15 protein-coding genes are annotated in these 21,178 nt (G+C 71.3%); 8 read left to right on the top strand and 7 right to left on the bottom strand.

Annotation, left to right across the window (positions count from 1 at the left end):
- The first annotated feature begins 32 nt into the window (after positions 1-32).
- The 3 genes from AB0A69_RS17905 to mshC all read left to right on the top strand — a co-directional run bounded on the left by AB0A69_RS17905 (position 33) and on the right by mshC (position 2,786).
- Positions 33-623 (top strand): DUF3090 domain-containing protein, encoded by a 591-nt coding sequence (locus AB0A69_RS17905; RefSeq protein ID WP_355366865.1) that lies wholly within the window; start codon positions 33-35, stop codon positions 621-623.
- Positions 587-1,426, top strand: a complete 840-nt coding sequence (locus AB0A69_RS17910; protein ID WP_361422122.1) for an SCO1664 family protein — start codon at positions 587-589, stop codon at positions 1,424-1,426. The genes AB0A69_RS17905 and AB0A69_RS17910 overlap by 37 nt, the downstream gene beginning before the upstream one ends.
- A gap of 130 nt (positions 1,427-1,556) precedes the next feature.
- Positions 1,557-2,786 carry a cysteine--1-D-myo-inosityl 2-amino-2-deoxy-alpha-D-glucopyranoside ligase gene (gene mshC / locus AB0A69_RS17915; RefSeq protein WP_361422125.1) on the top strand — a complete coding sequence of 410 codons (1,230 nt, stop codon included), beginning with the start codon at positions 1,557-1,559 and terminating at the stop codon, positions 2,784-2,786.
- A 115-nt stretch (positions 2,787-2,901) separates the two neighbouring features.
- On the opposite strand, the gene AB0A69_RS17920 is transcribed toward mshC, so the two are convergent.
- The 5 genes from AB0A69_RS17920 to AB0A69_RS17940 all read right to left on the bottom strand — a co-directional run bounded on the left by AB0A69_RS17920 (position 2,902) and on the right by AB0A69_RS17940 (position 9,762).
- Positions 2,902-4,008, bottom strand: coding sequence for a PAC2 family protein (locus tag AB0A69_RS17920; RefSeq protein ID WP_361422128.1), 1,107 nt, complete (start codon positions 4,006-4,008; stop codon positions 2,902-2,904).
- A gap of 177 nt (positions 4,009-4,185) precedes the next feature.
- A complete protein-coding gene (locus AB0A69_RS17925) occupies positions 4,186-5,796 on the bottom strand; it encodes a glycerol-3-phosphate dehydrogenase/oxidase (protein WP_361422131.1) in 1,611 nt (536 codons plus the stop codon).
- Between the two features lie 16 nt (positions 5,797-5,812).
- The gene (glpK, locus tag AB0A69_RS17930; RefSeq protein ID WP_361422134.1) at positions 5,813-7,339 is read right to left on the bottom strand and encodes a glycerol kinase GlpK; all 1,527 of its coding nucleotides are present in this window, start codon (positions 7,337-7,339) and stop codon (positions 5,813-5,815) included.
- Positions 7,340-7,381: 42 nt separating this feature from the next.
- Positions 7,382-8,173 (bottom strand): MIP/aquaporin family protein, encoded by a 792-nt coding sequence (locus AB0A69_RS17935; protein ID WP_361422137.1) that lies wholly within the window; start codon positions 8,171-8,173, stop codon positions 7,382-7,384.
- Between the two features lie 824 nt (positions 8,174-8,997).
- Positions 8,998-9,762: an IclR family transcriptional regulator gene (locus AB0A69_RS17940; RefSeq protein ID WP_361422140.1), complete on the bottom strand. Its 765-nt coding sequence runs from the start codon at positions 9,760-9,762 to the stop codon at positions 8,998-9,000.
- A gap of 245 nt (positions 9,763-10,007) precedes the next feature.
- Between AB0A69_RS17940 and metH the strand changes: the two genes are divergently transcribed.
- The 4 genes from metH to AB0A69_RS17960 all read left to right on the top strand — a co-directional run bounded on the left by metH (position 10,008) and on the right by AB0A69_RS17960 (position 18,094).
- Positions 10,008-13,541, top strand: coding sequence for a methionine synthase (gene metH / locus AB0A69_RS17945; RefSeq protein ID WP_361422143.1), 3,534 nt, complete (start codon positions 10,008-10,010; stop codon positions 13,539-13,541).
- A gap of 142 nt (positions 13,542-13,683) precedes the next feature.
- Entirely contained in the window at positions 13,684-14,385 is a 702-nt protein-coding gene (locus AB0A69_RS17950; RefSeq protein WP_361422146.1) for an HAD family phosphatase, read from the top strand.
- 457 nt (positions 14,386-14,842) lie between these two features.
- Positions 14,843-16,444, top strand: a complete 1,602-nt coding sequence (locus AB0A69_RS17955) for an ABC transporter substrate-binding protein (RefSeq protein WP_361422149.1) — start codon at positions 14,843-14,845, stop codon at positions 16,442-16,444.
- A 66-nt stretch (positions 16,445-16,510) separates the two neighbouring features.
- Entirely contained in the window at positions 16,511-18,094 is a 1,584-nt protein-coding gene (locus tag AB0A69_RS17960) for an ABC transporter substrate-binding protein (protein ID WP_361422152.1), read from the top strand.
- A 121-nt stretch (positions 18,095-18,215) separates the two neighbouring features.
- On the opposite strand, the gene AB0A69_RS17965 is transcribed toward AB0A69_RS17960, so the two are convergent.
- Both AB0A69_RS17965 and AB0A69_RS17970 read right to left on the bottom strand, forming a co-directional pair.
- A complete protein-coding gene (locus AB0A69_RS17965; RefSeq protein WP_361422155.1) occupies positions 18,216-18,890 on the bottom strand; it encodes a response regulator transcription factor in 675 nt (224 codons plus the stop codon).
- Positions 18,891-18,899: 9 nt separating this feature from the next.
- A complete protein-coding gene (locus tag AB0A69_RS17970; RefSeq protein WP_361422158.1) occupies positions 18,900-19,826 on the bottom strand; it encodes a RecB family exonuclease in 927 nt (308 codons plus the stop codon).
- Positions 19,827-19,939: 113 nt separating this feature from the next.
- Between AB0A69_RS17970 and AB0A69_RS17975 the strand changes: the two genes are divergently transcribed.
- Positions 19,940-21,178: a site-2 protease family protein gene (locus AB0A69_RS17975; RefSeq protein ID WP_361422161.1), complete on the top strand. Its 1,239-nt coding sequence runs from the start codon at positions 19,940-19,942 to the stop codon at positions 21,176-21,178.

A 21,178-nucleotide genomic window follows, 5' to 3' on the forward strand; every position in this document is an offset into this window, starting at 1 on the left:
CGCACAACTCAAGGACGCAAGGGAGAGGGAACGTGTCCCGTCAGGTGTTCCTCTATGACCCACCGGAGCGCTTCGTGGCCGGCACGGTCGGGCTGCCGGGGCGCCGTACGTTCTTCCTGCAGGCGTCCGCCGGCGGCCGCGTCACCAGCGTCGCGCTGGAGAAGACGCAGGTCGCCGCGCTCGCCGAGCGGATCGACGAACTGCTCGACGAGGTGGTACGCCGGACCGGCGGCAACGCCCCGGTCCCGGCCGTGGCTCCCCCCGACACCGCCGACACCGCCCCCTTGGACGCCCCCATCGAGGAGGAGTTCCGGGTCGGCACGATGGCGCTCGCGTGGGACGGCGAGAACCAGCGCATGATCGTCGAGGCGCAGGCGCTCGTCGAGCTCGACGCGGACTCCGAGGAGGACCTCGCCGAGGCCGAGGAGCGGCTGCTCCAGGACGAGGAGAACGGCCCGCCGATGCTGCGCGTCCGGCTCACCGGGGCCCAGGCGCGGGCCTTCGCCAAGCGCGCCCTCGACGTCGTCAACGCCGGCCGGCCGCCGTGCCCGCTGTGCAGCCTGCCGCTCGATCCGGAAGGACACGTATGCCCGCGTCAGAACGGATACCGTCGAGGGGCCTGACCGGCCTCACGGCGGTGGAGCAGCTCGACCTGCTCGCCGAGGGGGAGCTGACCGTGCGCGGCCAGGTCCGCGAGGCGTCCAACGCGGTGCTGCTCTGTTCCGTCGCGTACGAAGGCCAGGAAGCCGACTGCGTCTACAAACCCGTCGCGGGGGAGCGCCCCCTGTGGGACTTCCCGGACGGGACCCTGGCGCAGCGCGAGGTCGCGGCGTACGAAGTCTCCGAGGCGACCGGCTGGGGCCTGGTCCCGCCGACGGTCCTGCGCGACGGGCCGTACGGCCGGGGCATGGTCCAGCTGTGGATCGACGGCGACCCGTCGGCCACCCCGCTCCTCGCCCTCGTCGACGACGACGAGCCGGGGGAGGGCTGGAAGGCGGTGGGCCTCGCGGAGGTCGGCGAGGGCCGCACGGCGCTGCTCGTCCACGCCGACGACGTACGGCTGCGACGGCTCGCCGTCCTCGACGCGGTGATCAACAACGGCGACCGCAAGGGCGGCCACCTGCTGCCGGCGCCGGACGGCCGACTGTACGCCATCGACCACGGCGTGACCTTCAACGTGGACGACAAGCTGCGCACGCTGCTGTGGGGCTGGGCGGGCGAGCCGCTCCCACAGGAGGCGCTGGAGGTCCTGGCCCGCCTGGACGCCGCCCTGGCCCCCGGAGCAGCCCTCGCCGACCGCCTGGCCGAGCTGCTCACGCCCGCCGAGGTGACGGCGGCCCGGGCCCGGGTGGCACAGCTGCGCACCTCCGCCCGCCATCCCGAGCCGTCGGGGCGGTGGCCCGCGATCCCCTGGCCCCCGGTCTGACGCACCGACGCGCCCGACGCACCCCGGCCGCGTCACCTGCACAGATGGCGCCACGGCGCAAGAGTGCCTATCGCGTCATGATCGTGCATCCGGTTCGTATCCGGAACACCCGTCCGGTTACGCTCGTGACATGCATGCCTGGCCCGCTTCTGAGGTCCCCGCCCTGCCCGGCAAGGGCCGCGACCTCCGGATCCACGACACCGCGACCGGCGGGCGAGTGACCCTCGCCCCCGGCCCCGTCGCCCGTATCTACGTCTGCGGCATCACGCCGTACGACGCGACCCACATGGGTCACGCGGCGACCTACAACGCGTTCGACCTCGTTCAGCGCGTGTGGCTCGACACCAAGCGGCAGGTCCACTACGTCCAGAACGTCACCGACGTCGACGACCCGCTCCTGGAGCGGGCCCAGCGGGACGGCATCGACTGGGTCGGGCTCGCCGAGCGCGAGACCGCGCTGTTCCGCGAGGACATGACCGCCCTGCGGTTGCTGCCGCCGCAGCACTACATCGGTGCCGTCGAGGCGATACCCGGCATCGTGCCGCTCATCGAGCGGCTCCGCGACGCCGGCGCCGCGTACGAACTCGAAGGGGACGTCTACTTCTCCGTCGAGGCGGACCCGCACTTCGGCGAGGTGTCCCACTACGACCACGACGTCATGCGCGCCCTGTCCGCCGAACGCGGCGGCGACCCGGACCGCCCGGGGAAGAAGAACCCCCTCGACCCGATGCTGTGGATGGCCGCCCGCGAGGGCGAGCCCCGCTGGGACGGCGCCAGCCTCGGGCCCGGACGGCCCGGCTGGCACATCGAGTGCGTCGCCATCGCCCTGGACCACCTGGGGATGGGCTTCGACGTCCAGGGCGGCGGCTCCGACCTGATCTTCCCGCACCACGAGATGGGCGCCTCGCACGCGCAGGCCCTGACCGGCGAGCACCCGTACGCCAAGGCGTACGTGCACGCCGGGATGGTCGCCCTCCACGGCGAGAAGATGTCCAAGTCCAAGGGGAACCTGGTCTTCGTCTCCAAGCTCCGCCGCGACGGCGTCGACCCGGCCGCCATCCGGCTCACGCTCCTCGCCCACCACTACCGGGCCGACTGGGAGTGGACCGACCAGGTCCTCCAGGACGCCGTCGAGCGGCTCGGCCGCTGGCGCGCCGCCGTCTCCCGCCCCGACGGCCCGTCCGCCGACGCCCTGCTCGAGGAGGTCCGCGAGGCACTCGCCGACGACCTGGACACCCCGCGCGCGCTGGCGGCCGTGGACCGCTGGGCCGCGCTCCAGGAGTCCGAGGGCGGCACGGACGAGACCGCGCCCGGCCTCGTCTCCCGTACCGTCGACGCGCTGATGGGCGTCGCGCTGTAGTGACGCCGTCCGCCCGACGTACCGTCAGGCGGCGGGCACCGGGCGGCGGCCGAGCGGCCGTGACCATGACGGAGGGGCGGCACCGAATCCTCGGTGCCGCCCCTCCGGCGTGCTCTCACTCCTCGGCGGAGCCGTCTTCCTCGGCGGCGTCCGGTCCGGTGCCCGGTCCGGCGTCCGGCCCGGCCTCCGGTCTGGCGTCCGGCCCGGTGTCAGGCCCGCTGCCGGGCTCGGTGTCGGGCCCCGAACCGGCCTCCCGCTTCGGCGGCTTCGGCGGCCGCGTACGGCCGCTGGAGGTGTCGCGCAGGTACGAGCTGTCGCCCATGTCGGTCGCGTGCCCCGGAGCGGCTCCCTGGCCCCCGGCCCCTGGACCGGTTGCGGGGCCGCCGTCACGGCGCCGCAGGTACCGCTCGAACTCCCGGGCGATGGCCTCACCCGACGCCTCCGGGAGCTCCGCGGTGTCCCGCGCCTCCTCCAGCGTCTGCACGTACTCCGCCACCTCGCTGTCCTCCGAGGCGAGCTGGTCCACGCCGACCTGCCAGGCCCGCGCGTCCTCGGCCAGCTCACCCAGCGGGATGCGCAGGTCGATCAGGTCCTCCAGCCGGTTCAGCAGCGCCAGCGTCGCCTTCGGGTTCGGCGGCTGCGACACGTAGTGCGGCACCGCCGCCCACAGGCTCACCGCCGGCACGCCCGCGTGCGTACAGGCCTCCTGGAGGATGCCGACGATGCCCGTCGGCCCTTCGTACCGGGTCTCCTCCAGGTCCATCGTGCGCGCCAGGTCCGGGTCGGACGTGACGCCCGTGACCGGCACCGGCCGGGTGTGCGGGGTGTCCCCGAGCAGCGCGCCCAGGATCACCACCATCTCCACGCCCAGTTCGTGGGCGAAGCCCAGCAACTCGTTGCAGAACGAGCGCCAGCGCATCGACGGTTCGATACCGCGGACCAGCACCAGATCGCGCGGCTTGTCGCCGCCCACCCGGACCACCGACAGTCTCGTGGTGGGCCAGGTGATCTTCCGTACCCCGCCGTCCAGGTACACCGTGGGGCGGTTGACCTGGAAGTCGTAGTAGTCCTCGGCGTCGAGCGCCGCGAACACCTCGCCCTTCCACTCCCGCTCCAGGTGCGCGACCGCGGTGGAGGCGGCGTCGCCGGCGTCGTTCCAGCCCTCGAACGCGGCCACCATGACCGGGTCGATCAGCTCGGGAACCCCCTCGAGCTCGATCACCCAGGCCTCCTTCCGAAGTTCCGTGCGTACGAACCAACCTTACGGCTTCCAGGGGGCACGGCCGCAGCCCCTGTACACGTCCGAGTGCACTGTTCGAGCCGGGGCGCGCACCCCCGGGACGCGGGCGAGGGCGGCCCCCCGGGGGAGCCGCCCTCGTCGTCACCAGACCCCGCGGGATCAGGCCTTCTTGCCGAGCATGTCCTCCACCTTGGCGCGGATCTCGTCCGTCGCCAGGCCACGGATCGTCAGCGTCGTACGGCGGCGCAGCACGTCGTCCGCGGTCTCGGCCCACTCGTGGTCGCGGGCGTAGGCGACCTGCGCCCAGATCTCCGGCGCGTCCGGGTGGATGCGCTCGCCCAGCTCCGGGTCGTCGTACGCCATGCGCGCGATGTCGAAGGAGAGGGAGCCGTAGTGCGTGGCCAGGTGGCGGGCGGTGTCGGCGGCCATGCGCGGGCCCGGCGTACCGCCGTCGACCAGCAGCCGGTGGGCCACGGCGTTGGGGTTGGCTATGCCGGGCAGCGGCAGCTTCTTCGGCAGGGCCGAGATCGGCTCCATGTCGTCGCCGAGGGGGCCGCCGGGCAGGGACGCCAGCTTGTTCATCACCGTGCGGCCGATGTGGCGGAAGGTCGTCCACTTGCCGCCGGCCACCGACAGCATGCCGCCGCGGCCCTCGGTCACGACCGTCTCGCGCTTGGCCTTGGAGGTGTCGCCCGGGCCGCCGGGCAGCACCCGCAGACCGGCGAAGGAGTACGTGATCAGGTCCCGGGAGAGCTGCTGGTCGCGGATGGAGAACGCGGCCTCGTCCAGGATCTGGGTGACGTCCTTGTCGTTGACCGCGACCTCGCCCGGGTCGCCCTCGTACTCCTCGTCGGTCGTACCGAGCAGCAGCATGTCCTCCCACGGGAGGGCGAAGGTGATGCGGTACTTGTCGATGGGGGTCGCGAGCGCGGCGCGCCAGGGGGAGGTGCGCTTCAGGACCAGGTGCGCGCCCTTGGAGAGGCGGATGGAGGGGGCCGCGTTGGGGTCCTCCATGCGGCGCAGGTGGTCGACCCAGGGGCCGGTGGCGTTGAGCACGAGGCGCGCGTCGACGCCGAACTCGTCGCCGCTGAGGCGGTCCTTGAGGTCCGCGCCGGTGACCCGGCCGCGGGTGAAGCGCAGGCCGGTGACCTCGGCGTGGTTGAGGACGGTGGCGCCCGCGTCGACGGCGGCGCGGACCGTCATCAGCGCCATGCGCGCGTCGTTCATCTGGTCGTCGCCGTACACGGCCACGGCCTTGAGGTTGTCGGTGCGCAGCTCCGGCACGTCCTGCGCGGCCTTGGCGGGGCTGAGCAGGTGGCCGACACCGTCGCCGAAGGCGGAGAGCGCCGAGTAGGCGAAGACGCCCGCGCCGAGCTTGGCGGCGCCGTGCGGGCCGCCCTTGTAGACCGGCAGGTAGAAGGTGAGCGGGTTCGCCAGGTGCGGGGCCACCTGGCGGGAGACCGCACGGCGCTCGAAGTGGTTCTCCGCGACCAGCTTCACCGCGCCGGTCTGCAGGTAGCGCAGACCGCCGTGGAGCAGCTTGGAGGAGGCGGAGGAGGTGGCGCCGGCGAAGTCGCCGGCGTCCACCAGGGCCACCCGCAGCCCGGACTGGGCGGCGTGCCAGGCGGTGGAGATGCCCAGGATGCCGCCGCCGATCACCAGGAGGTCGTACGTCGCCTTGGAGAGCTGCTCCCGCGTCTCCGCACGGCTCGGCAGGGAACCGGCAGCCGGGTGCGTCCCGAGGGCCGGGACGCTCTGCAGGGTGGTCATGTCGATTTACTCCTCGTCAGTTCTCTTCTTCGAGCCAGCCCATGGAGCGTTCAACGGCCTTGAGCCAGTTCTTGTACTCGCGGTCGCGGGTGTCCGCGTCCATGCGGGGGGTCCATTCGGCGGCGCGGCGCCAGTTGGCGCGGAGCGCGTCGGTGTCGGGCCAGAAGCCGACGGCCAGACCGGCGGCGTAGGCGGCGCCGAGGCAGGTGGTCTCGGCGACCATCGGGCGCACCACGGGGGCGTCCAGGAAGTCCGAGAGGGTCTGCATCAGCAGGTTGTTGGAGGTCATGCCGCCGTCGACCTTGAGCGCGGCGAGCTCGACGCCGGAGTCCTTGGTCATGGCGTCGGTGATCTCGCGGGTCTGCCAGGCGGTGGCCTCCAGCACGGCGCGGGCGATGTGCGCCTTGGTGACGTACCGGGTGAGGCCGGCGATCACACCGCGGGCGTCGGAGCGCCAGTACGGGGCGAAGAGGCCGGAGAAGGCCGGTACGAAGTACGCGCCGCCGTTGTCCTCGACGGAGGAGGCGAGGGTCTCGATCTCGGCGGCGGTGCTGATCAGGCCCATCTGGTCGCGCATCCACTGCACCAGGGAGCCGGTGACGGCGATGGAGCCTTCCAGCGCGTACACCGGGGCCTGGTCGCCGATCTTGTAGCCGACGGTGGTGATGAGGCCCGAGTAGGAGTTGATGATCTTCTCGCCGGTGTTCAGCAGCAGGAAGGTACCCGTGCCGTACGTCGACTTCGCCTCGCCCTCGGAGAAGCAGGTCTGGCCGAAGAGGGCCGCCTGCTGGTCGCCGAGCGCGGAGGCGACCGGGACGCCGTCGAGGACGCCGCCCTTGACCTGGCCGTAGACCTCGGCGGAGGAGCGGATCTCCGGCAGCACGGCCGCCGGGACGCCCATGGACTCGAGGATCTTCTGGTCCCAGTCCATGGTGTGCAGGTTCATCAGCATGGTGCGGGAGGCGTTGGTGACGTCGGTGACGTGGTGACCGCCCTCGACACCGCCCGTGAGGTTCCAGATGACCCAGGAGTCCATCGTGCCGAAGAGGATCTCGCCGCGCTCGGCGCGCTCGCGCAGGCCCTCGACGTTGTCGAGCAGCCAGCGGACCTTCGGGCCGGCGAAGTAGGACGCGAGGGGCAGGCCGGTCTCGCGGCGGAAGCGGTCCTGGCCGACGTTGCGGCCGAGCTCCTTGCAGAGCGCGTCGGTGCGGGTGTCCTGCCAGACGATGGCGTTGTGGACGGGCTCACCGGTGTTCTTGTCCCACAGCAGCGTGGTCTCGCGCTGGTTGGTGATGCCGATGGCCTTGACGTCGGCGGCGGTGATGCCGGCCTTCTCGATGGCGCCGGCGACGACCTCCTGGACGTTGGTCCAGATCTCGGTCGCGTTGTGCTCCACCCAGCCGGGCTTGGGGAAGATCTGCTCGTGCTCCTTCTGGTCGACGGAGACGATGCGCCCGTCGCGGTCGAAGACGATGCAGCGGCTGGAGGTGGTGCCCTGGTCGATGGCCGCGATGAAGGGCCCGGTGGTGTGTGCGTCGGTCACGGTTGCTCCCGGAAGTCGGTAAGAGGACGAAGGACGGCCTGCTCAGGCGAAGGCAAGGGTGTAGATACCCGCGGCGAGGGCTCCGCCGATCAGCGGGCCGGCGACGGGGATCCAGGCGTACCCCCAGTCCGAGCCGCCCTTGTTCGGCAGCGGGAGCAGGGCGTGCACGATGCGCGGGCCGAGGTCGCGGGCCGGGTTGATGGCGTAACCGGTCGGCCCGCCGAGCGAGAGGCCGATGCCGACCACGACGAGCGCCGTGATCAGGGCGCCGAGAGTGCCGAGGCCCTTGCCGCTGTCGTTGAGGCCCTGCGTGAGGACCGCGAGGACGAGCACCGCGGTGCCGATGATCTCGGTGGCGAGGTTCTGCCACACGTTGCGGACCTCGGGGCCGGTGGAGAAGACGCCGAGGACGGGCCCGGCCTTGGCCGCGCTCTCGTTGTGCGGGCCTTCGATGGCCTTGTCCGCGGTGTCACCCACGATCTCGCGATCGGTGAGGTGCGCGTGGAACTGGCCGTAGTACGCGATCCAGACCAGCGCGGCGCCGATCATGGCACCGAGGAGCTGGCCCGCGAAGTAGACGGGGACGTTCTTCCAGTCCCCGTCCTTGATCGCGATGCCGACCGTGACGGCGGGGTTGAGATGGGCGCCGGACAGGGAACCCGTCATGTAGACAGCGGTCAGGACCGCGAAGCCCCACCCGAAGGTGATGGCCAGCCAGCCGGCGTTCTGCGCCTTCGAGCGCTTCAGTGTGACGGCGGCGCACACGCCGCCGCCGAGCAGGATGAGTACGGCGGTACCAATGATCTCGCCGATGAAGATGTCGGAGCTGGACACCCGCGACTCCTTTGTCCTTCGTCCAGGGGAAGGCGAACCCCGGGTCCCTCCGGTGGTCCGCGCCCTCGGCTGAGGGCGTTAACCGGCCTCCTGGCGTTGCCACACTCTAGCGCCTATTGCCGGTAGGTGTTCGACAATGCCGACCGATGAACGGCAGTTTTGCCGTCGGTTAAACGTGCCGTCAATGGGTTCGGCTGGCCGAAATGCGTTCGTTACCGGGGTGCGGGCGGTGCTGTGAGGCCTGCCCCGGTGTGCGGCGCGAGCGCTGCAGCGGCGGGGCCGGCGGCCGGGGGCCCGCGCGGCCGGGCCTGGCGCACTGGGGGTCCGGCAGGGCCGGGGCGCGTGGGCGCAGGGGGCTCGGTGGGCTTGAGGATCCGTACGGCGGTCCGTGTCCGCGCCCGGTAGGGCGCGGGATCGGCGGTGCGGGCCCCGGCGGCCAGGGCTCGGGGCCCGGGGGGAGCGTGGGAGCACCCTCGCCCGGTCCCGGGCTCGCGGACGCGGGGGTTTCGCCGTGCCAGGAGCGGCGGCTGGCCGCCCGCAGGCCGACGGGCGGGCATCGGAAGCCTGCGCGACAGGCCGAACCGGCTGCCGCGCTCCAGGCGCCGGGTCTCTGCGGCGCCGGGGTTGGACGAGCCCGGGGCCCCGGGCGCCCCGGGGCTCTACGGCGCCGGGGTCGGACGGGTCCGGGGCTCTCCGGGATGCGCCGGGGCTCTGCGGCGCCGGGGTCAGACGGGTTCAGGGCTCCGGGGTTCTACGGCGCCGGCGTGCGCGGAGTCGTGTGCGGTCGTGCCGCGCGGGGCCCCGCACAGCAGGTGCCGGAGGGCTCAGAAGCGGCCCGCGCCCAGGTCGCGGGAGACCGCGCGGGCGCAGTCCCGTACCGCCGCGATCAGTTCCGAGCGCAGCTCGCCGTCGTTGCAGACCCGCTCCACCGCGCCCGTGATGGCGACCGCGCCGACCGGCATCCGGCGCCGGTCGTGGATGGGCGCGGCCACCGACGCCACGCCGTCCCAGGTCTCCTCCACGTCGGCCGCCCAGCCGCGCGCCCGCGTCATCTCCAGTACGGTCTCGAAGTCGTCCAGCGTCGTGATGGTGCGCGGCGTGAACGCCTCGCGCTCCGCCTCCACGGCCTCGCTGTGCGCCACCGGGTCGTACGCCGACAGCACCTTCCCGAGCGCCGTGGAGTGCAGCGGCTGCATCGCCCCGACCTCCAGCACCTGGCGGCTGTCGTCCGGGCGGAAGACGTGGTGGATGACGAGCACGCCGTGCTGGTGCAGCACGCCCAGGTGGACGCTCTCGCCGCTGGAGCGGGCCAGGTCGTCCGTCCACACCAGGGCCCGGGCCCGCAGCTCGTGCACGTCCAGGTAGCTGTTGCCGAGCCGCAGCAGCTCCGCGCCCAGCTGGTAGCGCCCGGAGGCCGGGTCCTGCTCGACGAAGCCCTCCGCCTGGAGGGTGCGCAGGATGCCGTGGGCCGTACCCTTAGCGAGCTCCAGCGACGAGGCGATGTCGGACAGACCGAGACGGCGCTCCCCACCCGCGAGCAGGCGCAGCATCGCCGCCGCTCGTTCAAGCGACTGGATGTTCTTCGGCATCGCCCCGGCCCTTCTTCCACAGTTCGACAATGCTGAACACTATCGGCCGATGCCGACCTTGAGCCACACCCGAGAAGCACTCGGAAATCAGCCGGCCCCGGCACGCCCCCGACAGCCCGAGGACAGCATGCAGTCCGGCACGTGGAACGAGATGTCCACCCCATGGGGTACGCGGTTACCCTGGGCCGGTGCGCTTCCCACTGGAGGCGCAAAGCCGACAGCCGTCGCAACCAGGGAGCACTTCCATGGCCTCGTCGCCGACCCCTTCCGCTGACAGCAATCAGGTCACTGACAGCAGGACCCGAGCCGCCGCCCTCCGCGAGGCCCTCGCCACCCGTGTGGTGGTGGCCGACGGAGCCATGGGCACCATGCTCCAGGCCCAGGACCCGAGCCTCGAGGACTTCGAGAACCTCGAAGGCTGCAACGAGATCCTCAACGTCACCCGGCCCGACATCGTGCGCTCGGTCCACGACGCGTACTTCGCCGTGGGCGTGGACTGCGTCGAGACCAACACCTTCGGCGCGAACCTCGCGGCCCTGGGGGAGTACGACATCCCCGAGCGCGTCCACGAGCTGTCCGAGGCCGGCGCCCGGATCGCCCGCGAGGTCGCCGACGAGTACACCGCCTCCACCGGACAGCAGCGCTGGGTGCTCGGCTCCATGGGCCCCGGCACCAAGCTGCCGACGCTCGGCCACGCCCCGTACACCGCGCTCCGCGACGCCTATCAGCAGAACGCCGAGGGCATGATCGCCGGCGGCGCCGACGCGCTGCTCGTGGAGACCACACAGGACCTGCTCCAGACGAAGGCCGCCGTCCTCGGCGCGCGCCGCGCGCTCGACGCCCTCGGCGCCGATCTGCCGCTGATCGTCTCCGTCACCGTGGAGACGACGGGCACCATGCTCCTGGGCTCGGAGATCGGCGCGGCGCTGACCGCGCTGGAGCCGCTCGGCATCGACATGATCGGTCTGAACTGCGCCACCGGCCCCGCCGAGATGAGCGAGCACCTGCGCTACCTGGCCCGCCACTCGCGTATCCCGCTGTCCTGTATGCCCAACGCCGGCCTGCCGGTCCTGGGCAAGAACGGCGCGCACTACCCGCTGACCGCCCCCGAGCTCGCCGACGCGCAGGAGACCTTCGTGCGCGAGTACGGGCTGTCGCTGGTCGGCGGCTGCTGCGGTACGACCCCGGAGCACCTGCGCCAGGTCGTCGAGCGCGTCCGCGGCCTCGCCCCGGCGCCGCGCGACCCGCGCCCGGAGCCGGGCGCCGCGTCGCTGTACCAGACGGTGCCGTTCCGGCAGGACACCTCGTACCTCGCCATCGGCGAGCGGACGAACGCGAACGGCTCGAAGAAGTTCCGCGAGGCCATGCTGGAGGGCCGCTGGGACGACTGCGTGGAGATGGCCCGCGACCAGATCCGCGAAGGCGCCCACATGCTGGACCTGTGCGTGGACTACGTCGGCCGTGACGGCGTCGCCGACATGGAGGAGCTGGCCGGACGCTTCGCCACCGCCTCCACGCTGCCGATCGTGCTGGACTCCACCGAGGTCGAGGTCATCCGGGCCGGCCTGGAGAAGCTCGGCGGCCGCGCGGTGATCAACTCGGTGAACTACGAGGACGGCGACGGCCCCGAGTCGCGATTCGCCAAGGTCACCGCGCTCGCCAAGGAGCACGGCGCCGCGCTGATCGCGCTGACGATCGACGAGGAGGGCCAGGCCCGCACCGTCGAGACGAAGGTGGCGATCGCCGAGCGGCTGATCGCCGACCTGACCGGCAACTGGGGCATCCACGAGTCGGACATCCTCATCGACACCCTGACCTTCACCATCTGCACCGGTCAGGAGGAGTCGCGCAAGGACGGCATCGCCACCATCGAGGCGATCCGCGAGCTCAAGCGGCGCCACCCGGACGTCCAGACCACGCTCGGCCTGTCGAACATCTCCTTCGGCCTCAACCCGGCCGCCCGCATCCTGCTCAACTCCGTCTTCCTCGACGAGTGCGTCAAGGCGGGCCTCGACTCGGCGATCGTGCACGCCTCCAAGATCCTGCCGATCGCCCGCTTCGACGAGGAGCAGGTCACCACCGCCCTCGACCTCATCTACGACCGGCGCCGCGAGGGCTACGACCCGCTCCAGAAGCTGATGCAGCTCTTCGAGGGCGCCACCGCCAAGTCCCTCAAGGCCGGCAAGGCCGAGGAGCTCGCCGCGCTGCCGCTGGACGAGCGCCTCAAGCGCCGCATCATCGACGGCGAGCGCAACGGCCTGGAGGCCGACCTCGACGAGGCGCTGACCACCCGCCCGGCGCTCGACATCGTCAACGAGACGCTGCTCGACGGCATGAAGGTCGTCGGCGAGCTGTTCGGCTCGGGCCAGATGCAGCTGCCGTTCGTGCTCCAGTCGGCCGAGGTCATGAAGACCGCCGTCGCCTACCTCGAACCCCACATGGAGAAGGTGGAGGGCGAAGAGGCGGGCAAGGGCACCATCGTGCTGGCCACCGTCCGCGGCGACGTCCACGACATCGGAAAGAACCTCGTCGACATCATCCTGTCGAACAACGGCTACAACGTCGTCAACCTCGGCATCAAGCAGCCGGTCTCGGCCATTCTCGATGCCGCCGACGAGCACAAGGCCGACGTCATCGGCATGTCCGGGCTCCTGGTGAAGTCCACGGTGATCATGAAGGAGAACCTGGAGGAGCTCAACCAGCGCGGCCTGGCCGCCCGCTTCCCGGTCATCCTCGGTGGCGCCGCCCTCACCCGCGCCTACGTCGAACAGGACCTCCACGAGATCTACGAGGGCGAAGTCCGCTACGCCCGCGACGCGTTCGAGGGCCTGCGCCTGATGGACGCCCTGATCGCCGTCAAGCGCGGCGTACCCGGCGCCACCCTGCCCGAGCTCAAGCAGCGCCGCGTCCGGGCGGCCGCCACCGTGGTGGAGGAGCCGGCCCCCGAGGGCGGCGTCCGCTCCGACGTCGCCACCGACAACCCGGTGCCCACCCCGCCGTTCTGGGGCACTCGCGTCGTCAAGGGCATCCCGCTCAAGGACTACGCGTCCTGGCTGGACGAGGGCGCGCTGTTCAAGGGCCAGTGGGGCCTCAAGCAGGCCCGTACCGGGGACGGCCCCACGTACGAGGAGCTCGTGGAGACCGAGGGCCGGCCGCGGCTGCGGGGCTGGCTGGACCGGCTCCACACCGAGAACATGCTCGAAGCGGCGGTCGTCTACGGCTACTTCCCGTGCGTGTCCAAGGGCGACGACCTGATCCTCCTCGACGACAGCGGCCACGAGCGCACCCGCTTCACCTTCCCGCGCCAGCGGCGCGGCCGCCGCCTGTGCCTGGCGGACTTCTTCCGCCCGGAGGAGTCCGGCGAGACCGATGTCGTCGGCCTCCAGGTCGTCACCGTCGGCTCGAAGATCGGCGAGGCCACCGCCGAGCTGTTCGCCGCCGACTCCTACCGCGACTACCTCGAACTGCACGGCCTGTCCGTCCAGCTCGCCGAGGCCCTCGCCGAGTACTGGCACGCACGCGTACGCGCCGAGCTCGGCTTCGCCGGCGAGGACCCGGCGGACGTCGAGGACATGTTCGCGCTGAAGTACCGCGGCGCCCGGTTCTCCCTGGGCTACGGCGCCTGCCCCGACCTGGAGGACCGCGCCAAGATCGCCGACCTCCTCCAGCCGGAGCGCATCGGGGTCCACCTCTCCGAGGAGTTCCAGCTCCACCCCGAGCAGTCCACGGACGCGATCGTCCTCCACCACCCGGAGGCGAAGTACTTCAACGCCCGCTGAGGTACCCGTCGACGCAGCCGAAGGCGCGTTTCCGGAACGCGACGTACACTGGTCGGTCCAGTGCAGGCCGGTCGCTCTTCCCACCGGGGGTTCCCCCGCGGGAGCGCGACCGGCCTTCTCGTCCCTCGATGGAGGTGTGCCGATGACCAGCACGGTCCCCGTGTCCCCGACCCGTACGGCCGATGGAGCCGCCCTTCAGGCCGTCTTCCTGGACATGGACGGCACGCTGGTCGACACCGAGGGCTTCTGGTGGGACGCGGAGGTCGAGGTCTTCGCCGAGCTGGGCCACCGGCTCGACGAGTCCTGGCGGGACGTGGTGGTCGGCGGGCCGATGACCCGCAGCGCCGGGTTCCTCATCGAGGCCACCGGCGCCGAGATCACCCTCCCCGAGCTGACCGTGCTCCTCAACGACAGATTCGAACAGCGCATCGACCGCGGTGTGCCGCTCATGCCGGGGGCCGAGCGGCTGCTGGCCGAGCTCACCGCGCACGAGGTCCCCACCGCCCTCGTCTCCGCCTCGCACCGCCGCATCATCGACCGCGTCCTGCTCTCCCTGGGCCCGGACCGGTTCACCCTCACCGTCGCGGGCGACGAGGTGCCCCGGACGAAGCCCCACCCGGACCCGTATCTCCTCGCCGCCCGCGGCGTGGGCGCCGAGCCCGGCCGGTGCGCCGTCATCGAGGACACCGCCACCGGGGTCGCCGCCGCCGAGGCCGCGGGCTGCAGGGTGGTCGCCGTTCCCTCCGTCGCGCCGATCGCGCCCGCCGCCGGCCGGGCCGTCGTCCGTTCCCTGGAAGAGGTCGACCTCGGTTTTCTCCGTTCATTGATCAACGGAATGAACTGAGCCGCATACGGCGAAAACCGAGAGCGCCCGGCCGGGTCTTTTCCGTAACCGGGAAAAGAGGGAATCCGGCGTGACGTTGGTCACTCTGCGTGCTGGTCAGGCCAGGCCTTCGGAGCCTCCGGGCGCCGCTTCCGGCCCCTGAGGTGGGCCCATGTGTCCCGATTCATTAGGGCGTGTACGAAACATTCCGTCGCATAGTGATCGCCGGTGGCGCATTACTCCTCACTGTCTGATGCGGGCTCAACTCAAGCCCGTTCCAGAGCGCCTGACACCGCCCACTAATCTCTTGGCGAGAACTTCGCCGCACTAATCCGCGTGTTCGCGTCAAGCCACCAGCACTCCGTGAACACCGGACCGATCGCTCTGTATCCCGGCCCGATCGCCCCGCCCCGACCGGGCGGCCGCGGCGGAGTACGCCACACCGCTGTACCCAGTGCCGGATGAGGAGAACGTTCAGATGAACCGCAAGACCTTGGTGCTGCCGGCCTTCATCGGCCTGCTGGCCCCCGTACTCGCAGCCTGCGGCGGCTCGGAGGCGGGATCCGGCGACGGCAACGCCATCGTCGTCGGCACCACGGACCGGTTCACCGCCACGAAGGACGCCTCCGCCCCCTTCGACCCGGCCTTCGCGTACGACGCCGGCGCATGGAACGTCCTGCGCCAGACCGTGCAGACGCTCATGCGCGTCCCGCGCGGCGGCGGCACGCCGGTCCCCGAGGCCGCCTCCCAGTGCGCCTTCACCGACCGGGCCAGCGAGCGCTACCGCTGCACCCTGCGCGAGGGCCTCACCTTCTCGGACGGCACGCCCGTCACCGCCAAGGACGTGAAGTTCTCCATCGAGCGCGTCCTCGCCATCAACTCCGACAACGGTGCCGCCGGCCTCCTGTCGAACATCGACACCATCGAGACCAAGGCCGACGACGAGGTCGTCTTCCACCTCAAGACGCCCGACGCCACCTTCCCGTACAAGCTGTCCACGCCCGTCGCGGGCATCCTCAGCGCCGACAAGTACGACGCCAAGAAGCTCCGCGACGGCTTCCAGGTCGACGGCTCCGGCCCGTACACCATGCGGCCCGAGGTGCGGGACGACCAGGTCACGAAGATCGTCTTCACCCGGAACGAGCACTACAAGGGCCACATCAAGCTCCGCAACGACCGCGTCGAGCTGCGCTCCTTCGACGACTCCGCCGCCATGGGCGACGCCCTCCAGGCCGGCTCCATCGACATGATGACCCGCACCATGTCGCCCGAGCAGATCAAGGACCTCGCCGAGCACCCCGAGGAGGGCGTCGAGCTCCGCGAGATGCCGGGCCTGGAGATCCGCTACCTCGCCTTCAACACCGAGGCCGCCTCCGTCCAGGACAAGGCCGTCCGCCAGGCCGTCGCCGCCGTCGTCGACCGCGGCCAGATCGCCGCCAAGGTGTACGGCTCCACGGCCACCCCGCTCTACTCGCTGATCCCGTCGACGATCACCGCGCACACCAACTCGTTCTTCAACAAGTACGGCGAGCCCAGCAGCCAGAAGGCCGCCTCCATCCTGCGCGAAGCCGACATCACCACCCCGGTCAAGCTGACGCTGCACTACACCAGCGACTACTACGGTCCGGGCACCGCCAAGGAGTTCGAGGCGCTGCGCGACCAGCTCAACGCCACCAAGCTCTTCGACGTCCGCGTCGAGGGCGTCCCCTGGTCGACCTTCCGCCCCGCGCAGAAGCGCGGCGAGTACGCCGTCTACGGGCTCGGCTGGGTCCCCGACTTCCCCGACCCGGACAACTACATCGCGCCGTTCCTCGACGCCGACAACTTCCTCAACTCCCCCTACGTCAGCACCGAGGCGCGCGGCAAGCTCATCCCGCAGTCGCGCCGCGCCGCCGACCGCAACTCCGCCTCGCCCGCCTTCGAGCAGCTCCAGGACATCGTCGCCAACGACGTCCCCGTGCTTCCGCTGTGGCAGGGCAAGCAGTACGTCGCCCACCGCAACGACCTCACCGGTGTGGAGTGGGCCCTCAACACCTCCTCGGACCTCCAGCTCTGGGAGCTGGCCCGAGGCGACGCCTGACCCACGATGTACCCGGCCGCGCGACGGGCGCGGTCGTCACATGCAAGATCCAGAGGCAAGGTTCCTGTGAAGGTGCACAACAAGTGGCTGACCGCCCCCCTCTCGGCAGTGCTGGCGGCCGCCATGCTGAGCGGTTGCGGTTCGGAGAAGGGCGACGCGGGTGAGAGCGGCGTCACGGTGCTCGTCGGCATGTCCGACGACGTCCTGTCGACCGACCCCGCCGCCGGTTACGACCCCGGCTCCTGGCTGCTGTTCAACAACGTCTTCCAGTCCCTGCTGAGCTTCCCCAAGGGCGGTTCCACGCCACAGCCGGAAGCGGCCGAGAAGTGCGGCTTCGACCAGGGCAACAGCACGGTCTACCGCTGCACGCTCCGCGACGACCTGAAGTTCAGCAACGGCAACCCGCTGACCTCCGAGGACGTCAAGTTCTCCTTCGAGCGGGCGCTGAAGATCAACGACCCGGCCGGCCCGGCGCCGCTGCTGACCTCGATCCAGTCCATCGATACGCCCGACGAGCAGAACGTCGTCTTCAAGCTGAAGGTCCCGGACGCCACCTTCCCCAGCAAGATCGCCTCGGGTGCGGGCTCCATCGTGGACCACCGCGAGTACGCCGCCGACAGCCTGCGCACCGACGGCAAGGCGGTCGGCTCCGGCCCGTACAAGCTGGAGTCGTACTCCGACGGCAAGGCGGTCTTCTCGGTCAACCACGAGTACCAGGGCACGGCCAAGGTGAAGAACGGCGGCGTCACGCTGAAGTTCTACAACGGCGACCGCAAGTCCCTCGCCGACGCCCTGAAGAAGGGCGACATCGACGTCGCCTACCGCGGCCTCGCCGCCGCCGACATCGCCGAGCTGAAGGAGTCGGCGACGGCCGACTCCAAGATCGAGGTCATCGAGGGCACCAGCGCCGAGGTCAAGCACCTCGTCTTCAACGTGAAGGACCCGGTCGTCGGCAAGCTCGGCGTCCGCAAGGCCATCGCGTACCTCGTCGACCGCGACGCCCTGGTGGAGGACGTCCACCGGGCCACCGCCACCTCCCTCTACTCGATCGTCCCGGCCGGCATCACCGGCCACAACACCGCCTTCTTCGACACCTACGGCGACCGGCCCCAGCCCGAGAAGGCCAAGCAGGCCCTGCGCTCCGCCGGCGTCGACGGCAAGGTCCAGCTCACCCTCTGGTCCACGCCCAGCCGTTACGGCCCGTCCACGGACGAGGAGTTGAAGGCGATCGCCAAGCAGCTCAACGCCAGTGGCCTGTTCGACGTCACCGTGAAGTCCGTCGAGTACGCCCAGTACGAGAAGGACATCAAGGCCGGCAAGTACGGCGTGTACGTCAAGGGCTGGGTCCCCGACTACCCGGACCCGGACAACTTCACCTCGCCGTTCTTCGGCGAGGGCAACGTCCTCGAGAACAACTACGAGAACAAGCGGATCACCGGGACGATCATCCCGAAGACCGCGGCCGCCGCCGACCGCACGGCCACCGAGGAGGACTACGGCAAGCTCCAGGACCTCGTCGCCGAGGAGCTGCCGATCCTCCCGCTGTGGCAGGGCAAGCAGTACGCCGTCGCCCGCGACGGCATCACGGGCCTGGAGTGGACGCTGGACGCGTCGACCGTCTTCCGCTTCTGGGAGATCAAGAAGGCCTGACCGGCCCGATGGCCGGATACGGGGCGGGGTGCCTCCGGCGGACGCCGGGCACCCCGCCCCGTCGTCGTACCGACAGGCCGGGCCGGACCACTTACGGGGCCGGGCTGCTCGCCGGGCCGGGCTACTGCTGCGCGCCGGGGCGCACCAGGCCGCTCTCGTACGCGTACACCGCCGCCTGCACCCGGTCGCGCAGGCCCAGCTTCGTCAGCACATGGCCCACGTGCGTCTTGACCGTCGTCTCGCTGACGAACAGATCCGCGGCGATCTCCGCGTTCGACAGCCCCCGCGCCACCAGCTTCAGCACCTCGACCTCACGGTCGGTCAGCGTGTTCAGCGCGTCGGGCACCGGCTCCTCGCCCGAGGGCAGATGGCTCGCGTACTTGTCCAGCAGCCGGCGCGTGATGCTCGGCGCCAGCATCGCCTCGCCCGCCGCGACCACCCGGATCGCCTGCACCAGCTCATGGGCGGGCGCGTCCTTCAGCAGGAAGCCGCTCGCCCCCGCGCGCAGCGCCTCCACCACGTACTCGTCCAGGTCGAAGGTGGTCAGGACCAGCACCTTCGCCGGCCCGTCCCGCTCCGGCCCGGTGATCTGCCGGGTCGCCTCCACCCCGTCCATCCGGGGCATCCGGATGTCCATCAGCACCACATCGGGCTGCAGCGCCCGCACCTGGTCGAGGGCCTGGAGGCCGTCCCCGGCCTCCCCGACGACCGCGATGTCCTGCTCCGCCTCCAGAATCATCCGGAAACCGGTGCGCAACAGCGGCTGGTCGTCGACCAGTAGGACGCGGATGGCCACGAGTACTCCTTAAAGGCCGTCAAGGCTCGGCTGACCAGGCCCATTCTGCCCTGCCGCCTCCGGAGCGTCCGCCCGCTGCGCCGGGATCACCGGCAGCGGGTACACCGGAGGCGTACCCCCGAACTCCGGGCAGAACGACCGGTGGTCGCACCAGCCGCACAGCTTCGTCGGCCGCGGCCGCCAGTCACCCGTCTCGGTCGCCCGGCGGATCGCGTCCCACAGCGCCAGCAGCTTGCGCTCGACCCGCAGCAGGTCCGCCTCCACCGGGTCGTACGTCATCACATCGCCGCTGCCCAGGTACACCAACTGGAGCCGGCGCGGCACCACGCCCTTCAGCCGCCACACCACCAGGGCGTAGAACGTCATCTGGAACAGCGCCCCCTCGCTGTACTCCGGCCGCGGCGCCTTGCCCGTCTTGTAGTCGACGATCCGCACCTCACCCGAAGGAGCCACGTCGACCCGGTCGATCACCCCCCGCAGCCGGAGCCCCGACTCCAGCTCCGTCTCCACGAACAGCTCCCGCTCCGCAGGCTCCAGCCGCGTCGGGTCCTCCAGCGTGAACCACCGCTCGACCAGCTGCTCCGCCTCGGCCAGCCACCGCGTCAGCCGCTCGCCCTCGGCGTCCCCCTCGAACAGCTCCCCGAGCTCCGGCCGCGCCTCAAGCAGCCGCTCCCACTGCCCGGGCACCAGCGACCTCGCCCGCGGAGCCGTACGCTCCGCCGCCGGGGCGTCGAAGAGCCGCTCCAGCACCGCGTGCACCAGCGTGCCGCGGGTCGCCGCCTCGCTCGGCTTCTCGGGCAGCTTGTCGATCACCCGGAACCGGTACAGCAGCGGGCACTGCATGAAGTCGCTCGCCCGCGACGGCGACAGCGACGCGGGCGGCCGGGGACTCGCGGGGCCGTCCGGGCCCGGCGAGCCGGAAGAGCTCGTGGTCATGGTTCAGAACCCTACGGCCCGCCACTGACAGCGAGCGGCATACCATCGACGCCAGACCCCCCGCCATTGCATGATCGTGAGTAGCTCATCACGCTACGCACCGAAGGGAACCCGTGAAAAAGGACGACGAGAGCGGCGAGACCCCCCGCCCGAGGTCCGACACGGCCGCAGCCGGCCCCGACACCGGCACACCGCGCGAACCCGGCGGTGGCATCCTCATGGGCCGCCTCTTCGGCGTGCCCGTGTACGTGGCCCCGAGCTGGTTCCTGGTGGCAGCCCTCATCACCTGGGTCTTCGGCGGCCAGCTCGACCGCGTCCTGCCCGAACTCGGCAACATGCGCTACCTGGTCTCCCTCTTCTTCGCGGTCGCGTTCTACGCCTCCGTACTCGTCCACGAACTGGCCCACACCCTCGCCGCGCTCCGCTTCAAACTGCCGGTGCGCCGCATCCAGCTCCAGTTCTTCGGCGGCGTCTCCGAGATCGAGAAGGAGTCCGAGACCCCCGGCCGCGAGTTCGTCCTCGCCTTCGTCGGCCCGCTGCTCTCCCTGGTCCTCGCCGGAGCCTTCTACGCCGCGCTGTACGCCGTCGAACCCGGCACCGTACCCGGCGTCCTGCTCGCCGGACTGATGATCTCCAACCTGCTCGTCGCCGCGTTCAACCTGCTGCCCGGCCTGCCGCTGGACGGCGGCCGCATGCTCCGCGCCGTCGTCTGGAAGATCACCGGCAGGCCCATGGCCGGCACCGTCGCCGCCGCCTGGGTGGGCCGCGCCCTCGCCGTCGCCGTCCTCATCGGCCTGCCGCTGCTCACCCACACCGGCGCACTCGGCGCCGCGGGCGGCGAGATCGGCGGCATGGAGACCGTCACCGACGCCCTGCTGGCCGCCATCCTGGCCGCGATCATCTGGACCGGCGCCGGCAACAGCCTGCGCATGGCCCGCCTGCGCGAGCACCTGCCCGACCTGCGCGCCCGCGCCCTCACCCGGCGTGCCGTTCCCGTCGAGTCCGACACCCCCCTCTCCGAGGCCCTGCGCCGCGCCAACGAAGCAGGCGCCCGCGCCCTGGTCGTCGTCGACGGCCACGGCGAGCCGACCGCCCTCGTCCGCGAGACGGCCATCGTCGGCGTCCCCCAGCACCGCCGCCCCTGGGTCGCGGTCAGCGGCCTCGCCCAGGAGCTCACCGACGGCATGCGCGTCCCCGCCGAGCTCGCCGGAGAGGCCCTCCTGGACCGGCTGCGGGCCACCCCCGCCAGCGAGTACCTCGTCGTCGAGGAGACCGGGGAGATCTACGGCGTCCTGTCCACGGCCGACGTCGAGCGGGCCTTCGTCCAGGCCATGGCACGGCCGGGTTCGTAA

Origin of the sequence: Streptomyces sp. NPDC045431, from assembly GCF_040646655.1 — a bacterium.
Classification (GTDB): domain Bacteria; phylum Actinomycetota; class Actinomycetes; order Streptomycetales; family Streptomycetaceae; genus Streptomyces.

Coding starts and splice junctions, on each gene's coding strand:
- AB0A69_RS17925 (WP_361422131.1), bottom strand. CDS start 5,796: ATGACCACCCTGCAGAGCGTCCCGGCCCTCGGGACGCACCCGGCTGCC.
- metH (WP_361422143.1), top strand. CDS start 10,008: ATGGCCTCGTCGCCGACCCCTTCCGCTGACAGCAATCAGGTCACTGAC.
- AB0A69_RS17955 (WP_361422149.1), top strand. CDS start 14,843: ATGAACCGCAAGACCTTGGTGCTGCCGGCCTTCATCGGCCTGCTGGCC.
- AB0A69_RS17910 (WP_361422122.1), top strand. CDS start 587: ATGCCCGCGTCAGAACGGATACCGTCGAGGGGCCTGACCGGCCTCACG.
- AB0A69_RS17970 (WP_361422158.1), bottom strand. CDS start 19,826: ATGACCACGAGCTCTTCCGGCTCGCCGGGCCCGGACGGCCCCGCGAGT.
- AB0A69_RS17940 (WP_361422140.1), bottom strand. CDS start 9,762: ATGCCGAAGAACATCCAGTCGCTTGAACGAGCGGCGGCGATGCTGCGC.
- mshC (WP_361422125.1), top strand. CDS start 1,557: ATGCATGCCTGGCCCGCTTCTGAGGTCCCCGCCCTGCCCGGCAAGGGC.
- AB0A69_RS17950 (WP_361422146.1), top strand. CDS start 13,684: ATGACCAGCACGGTCCCCGTGTCCCCGACCCGTACGGCCGATGGAGCC.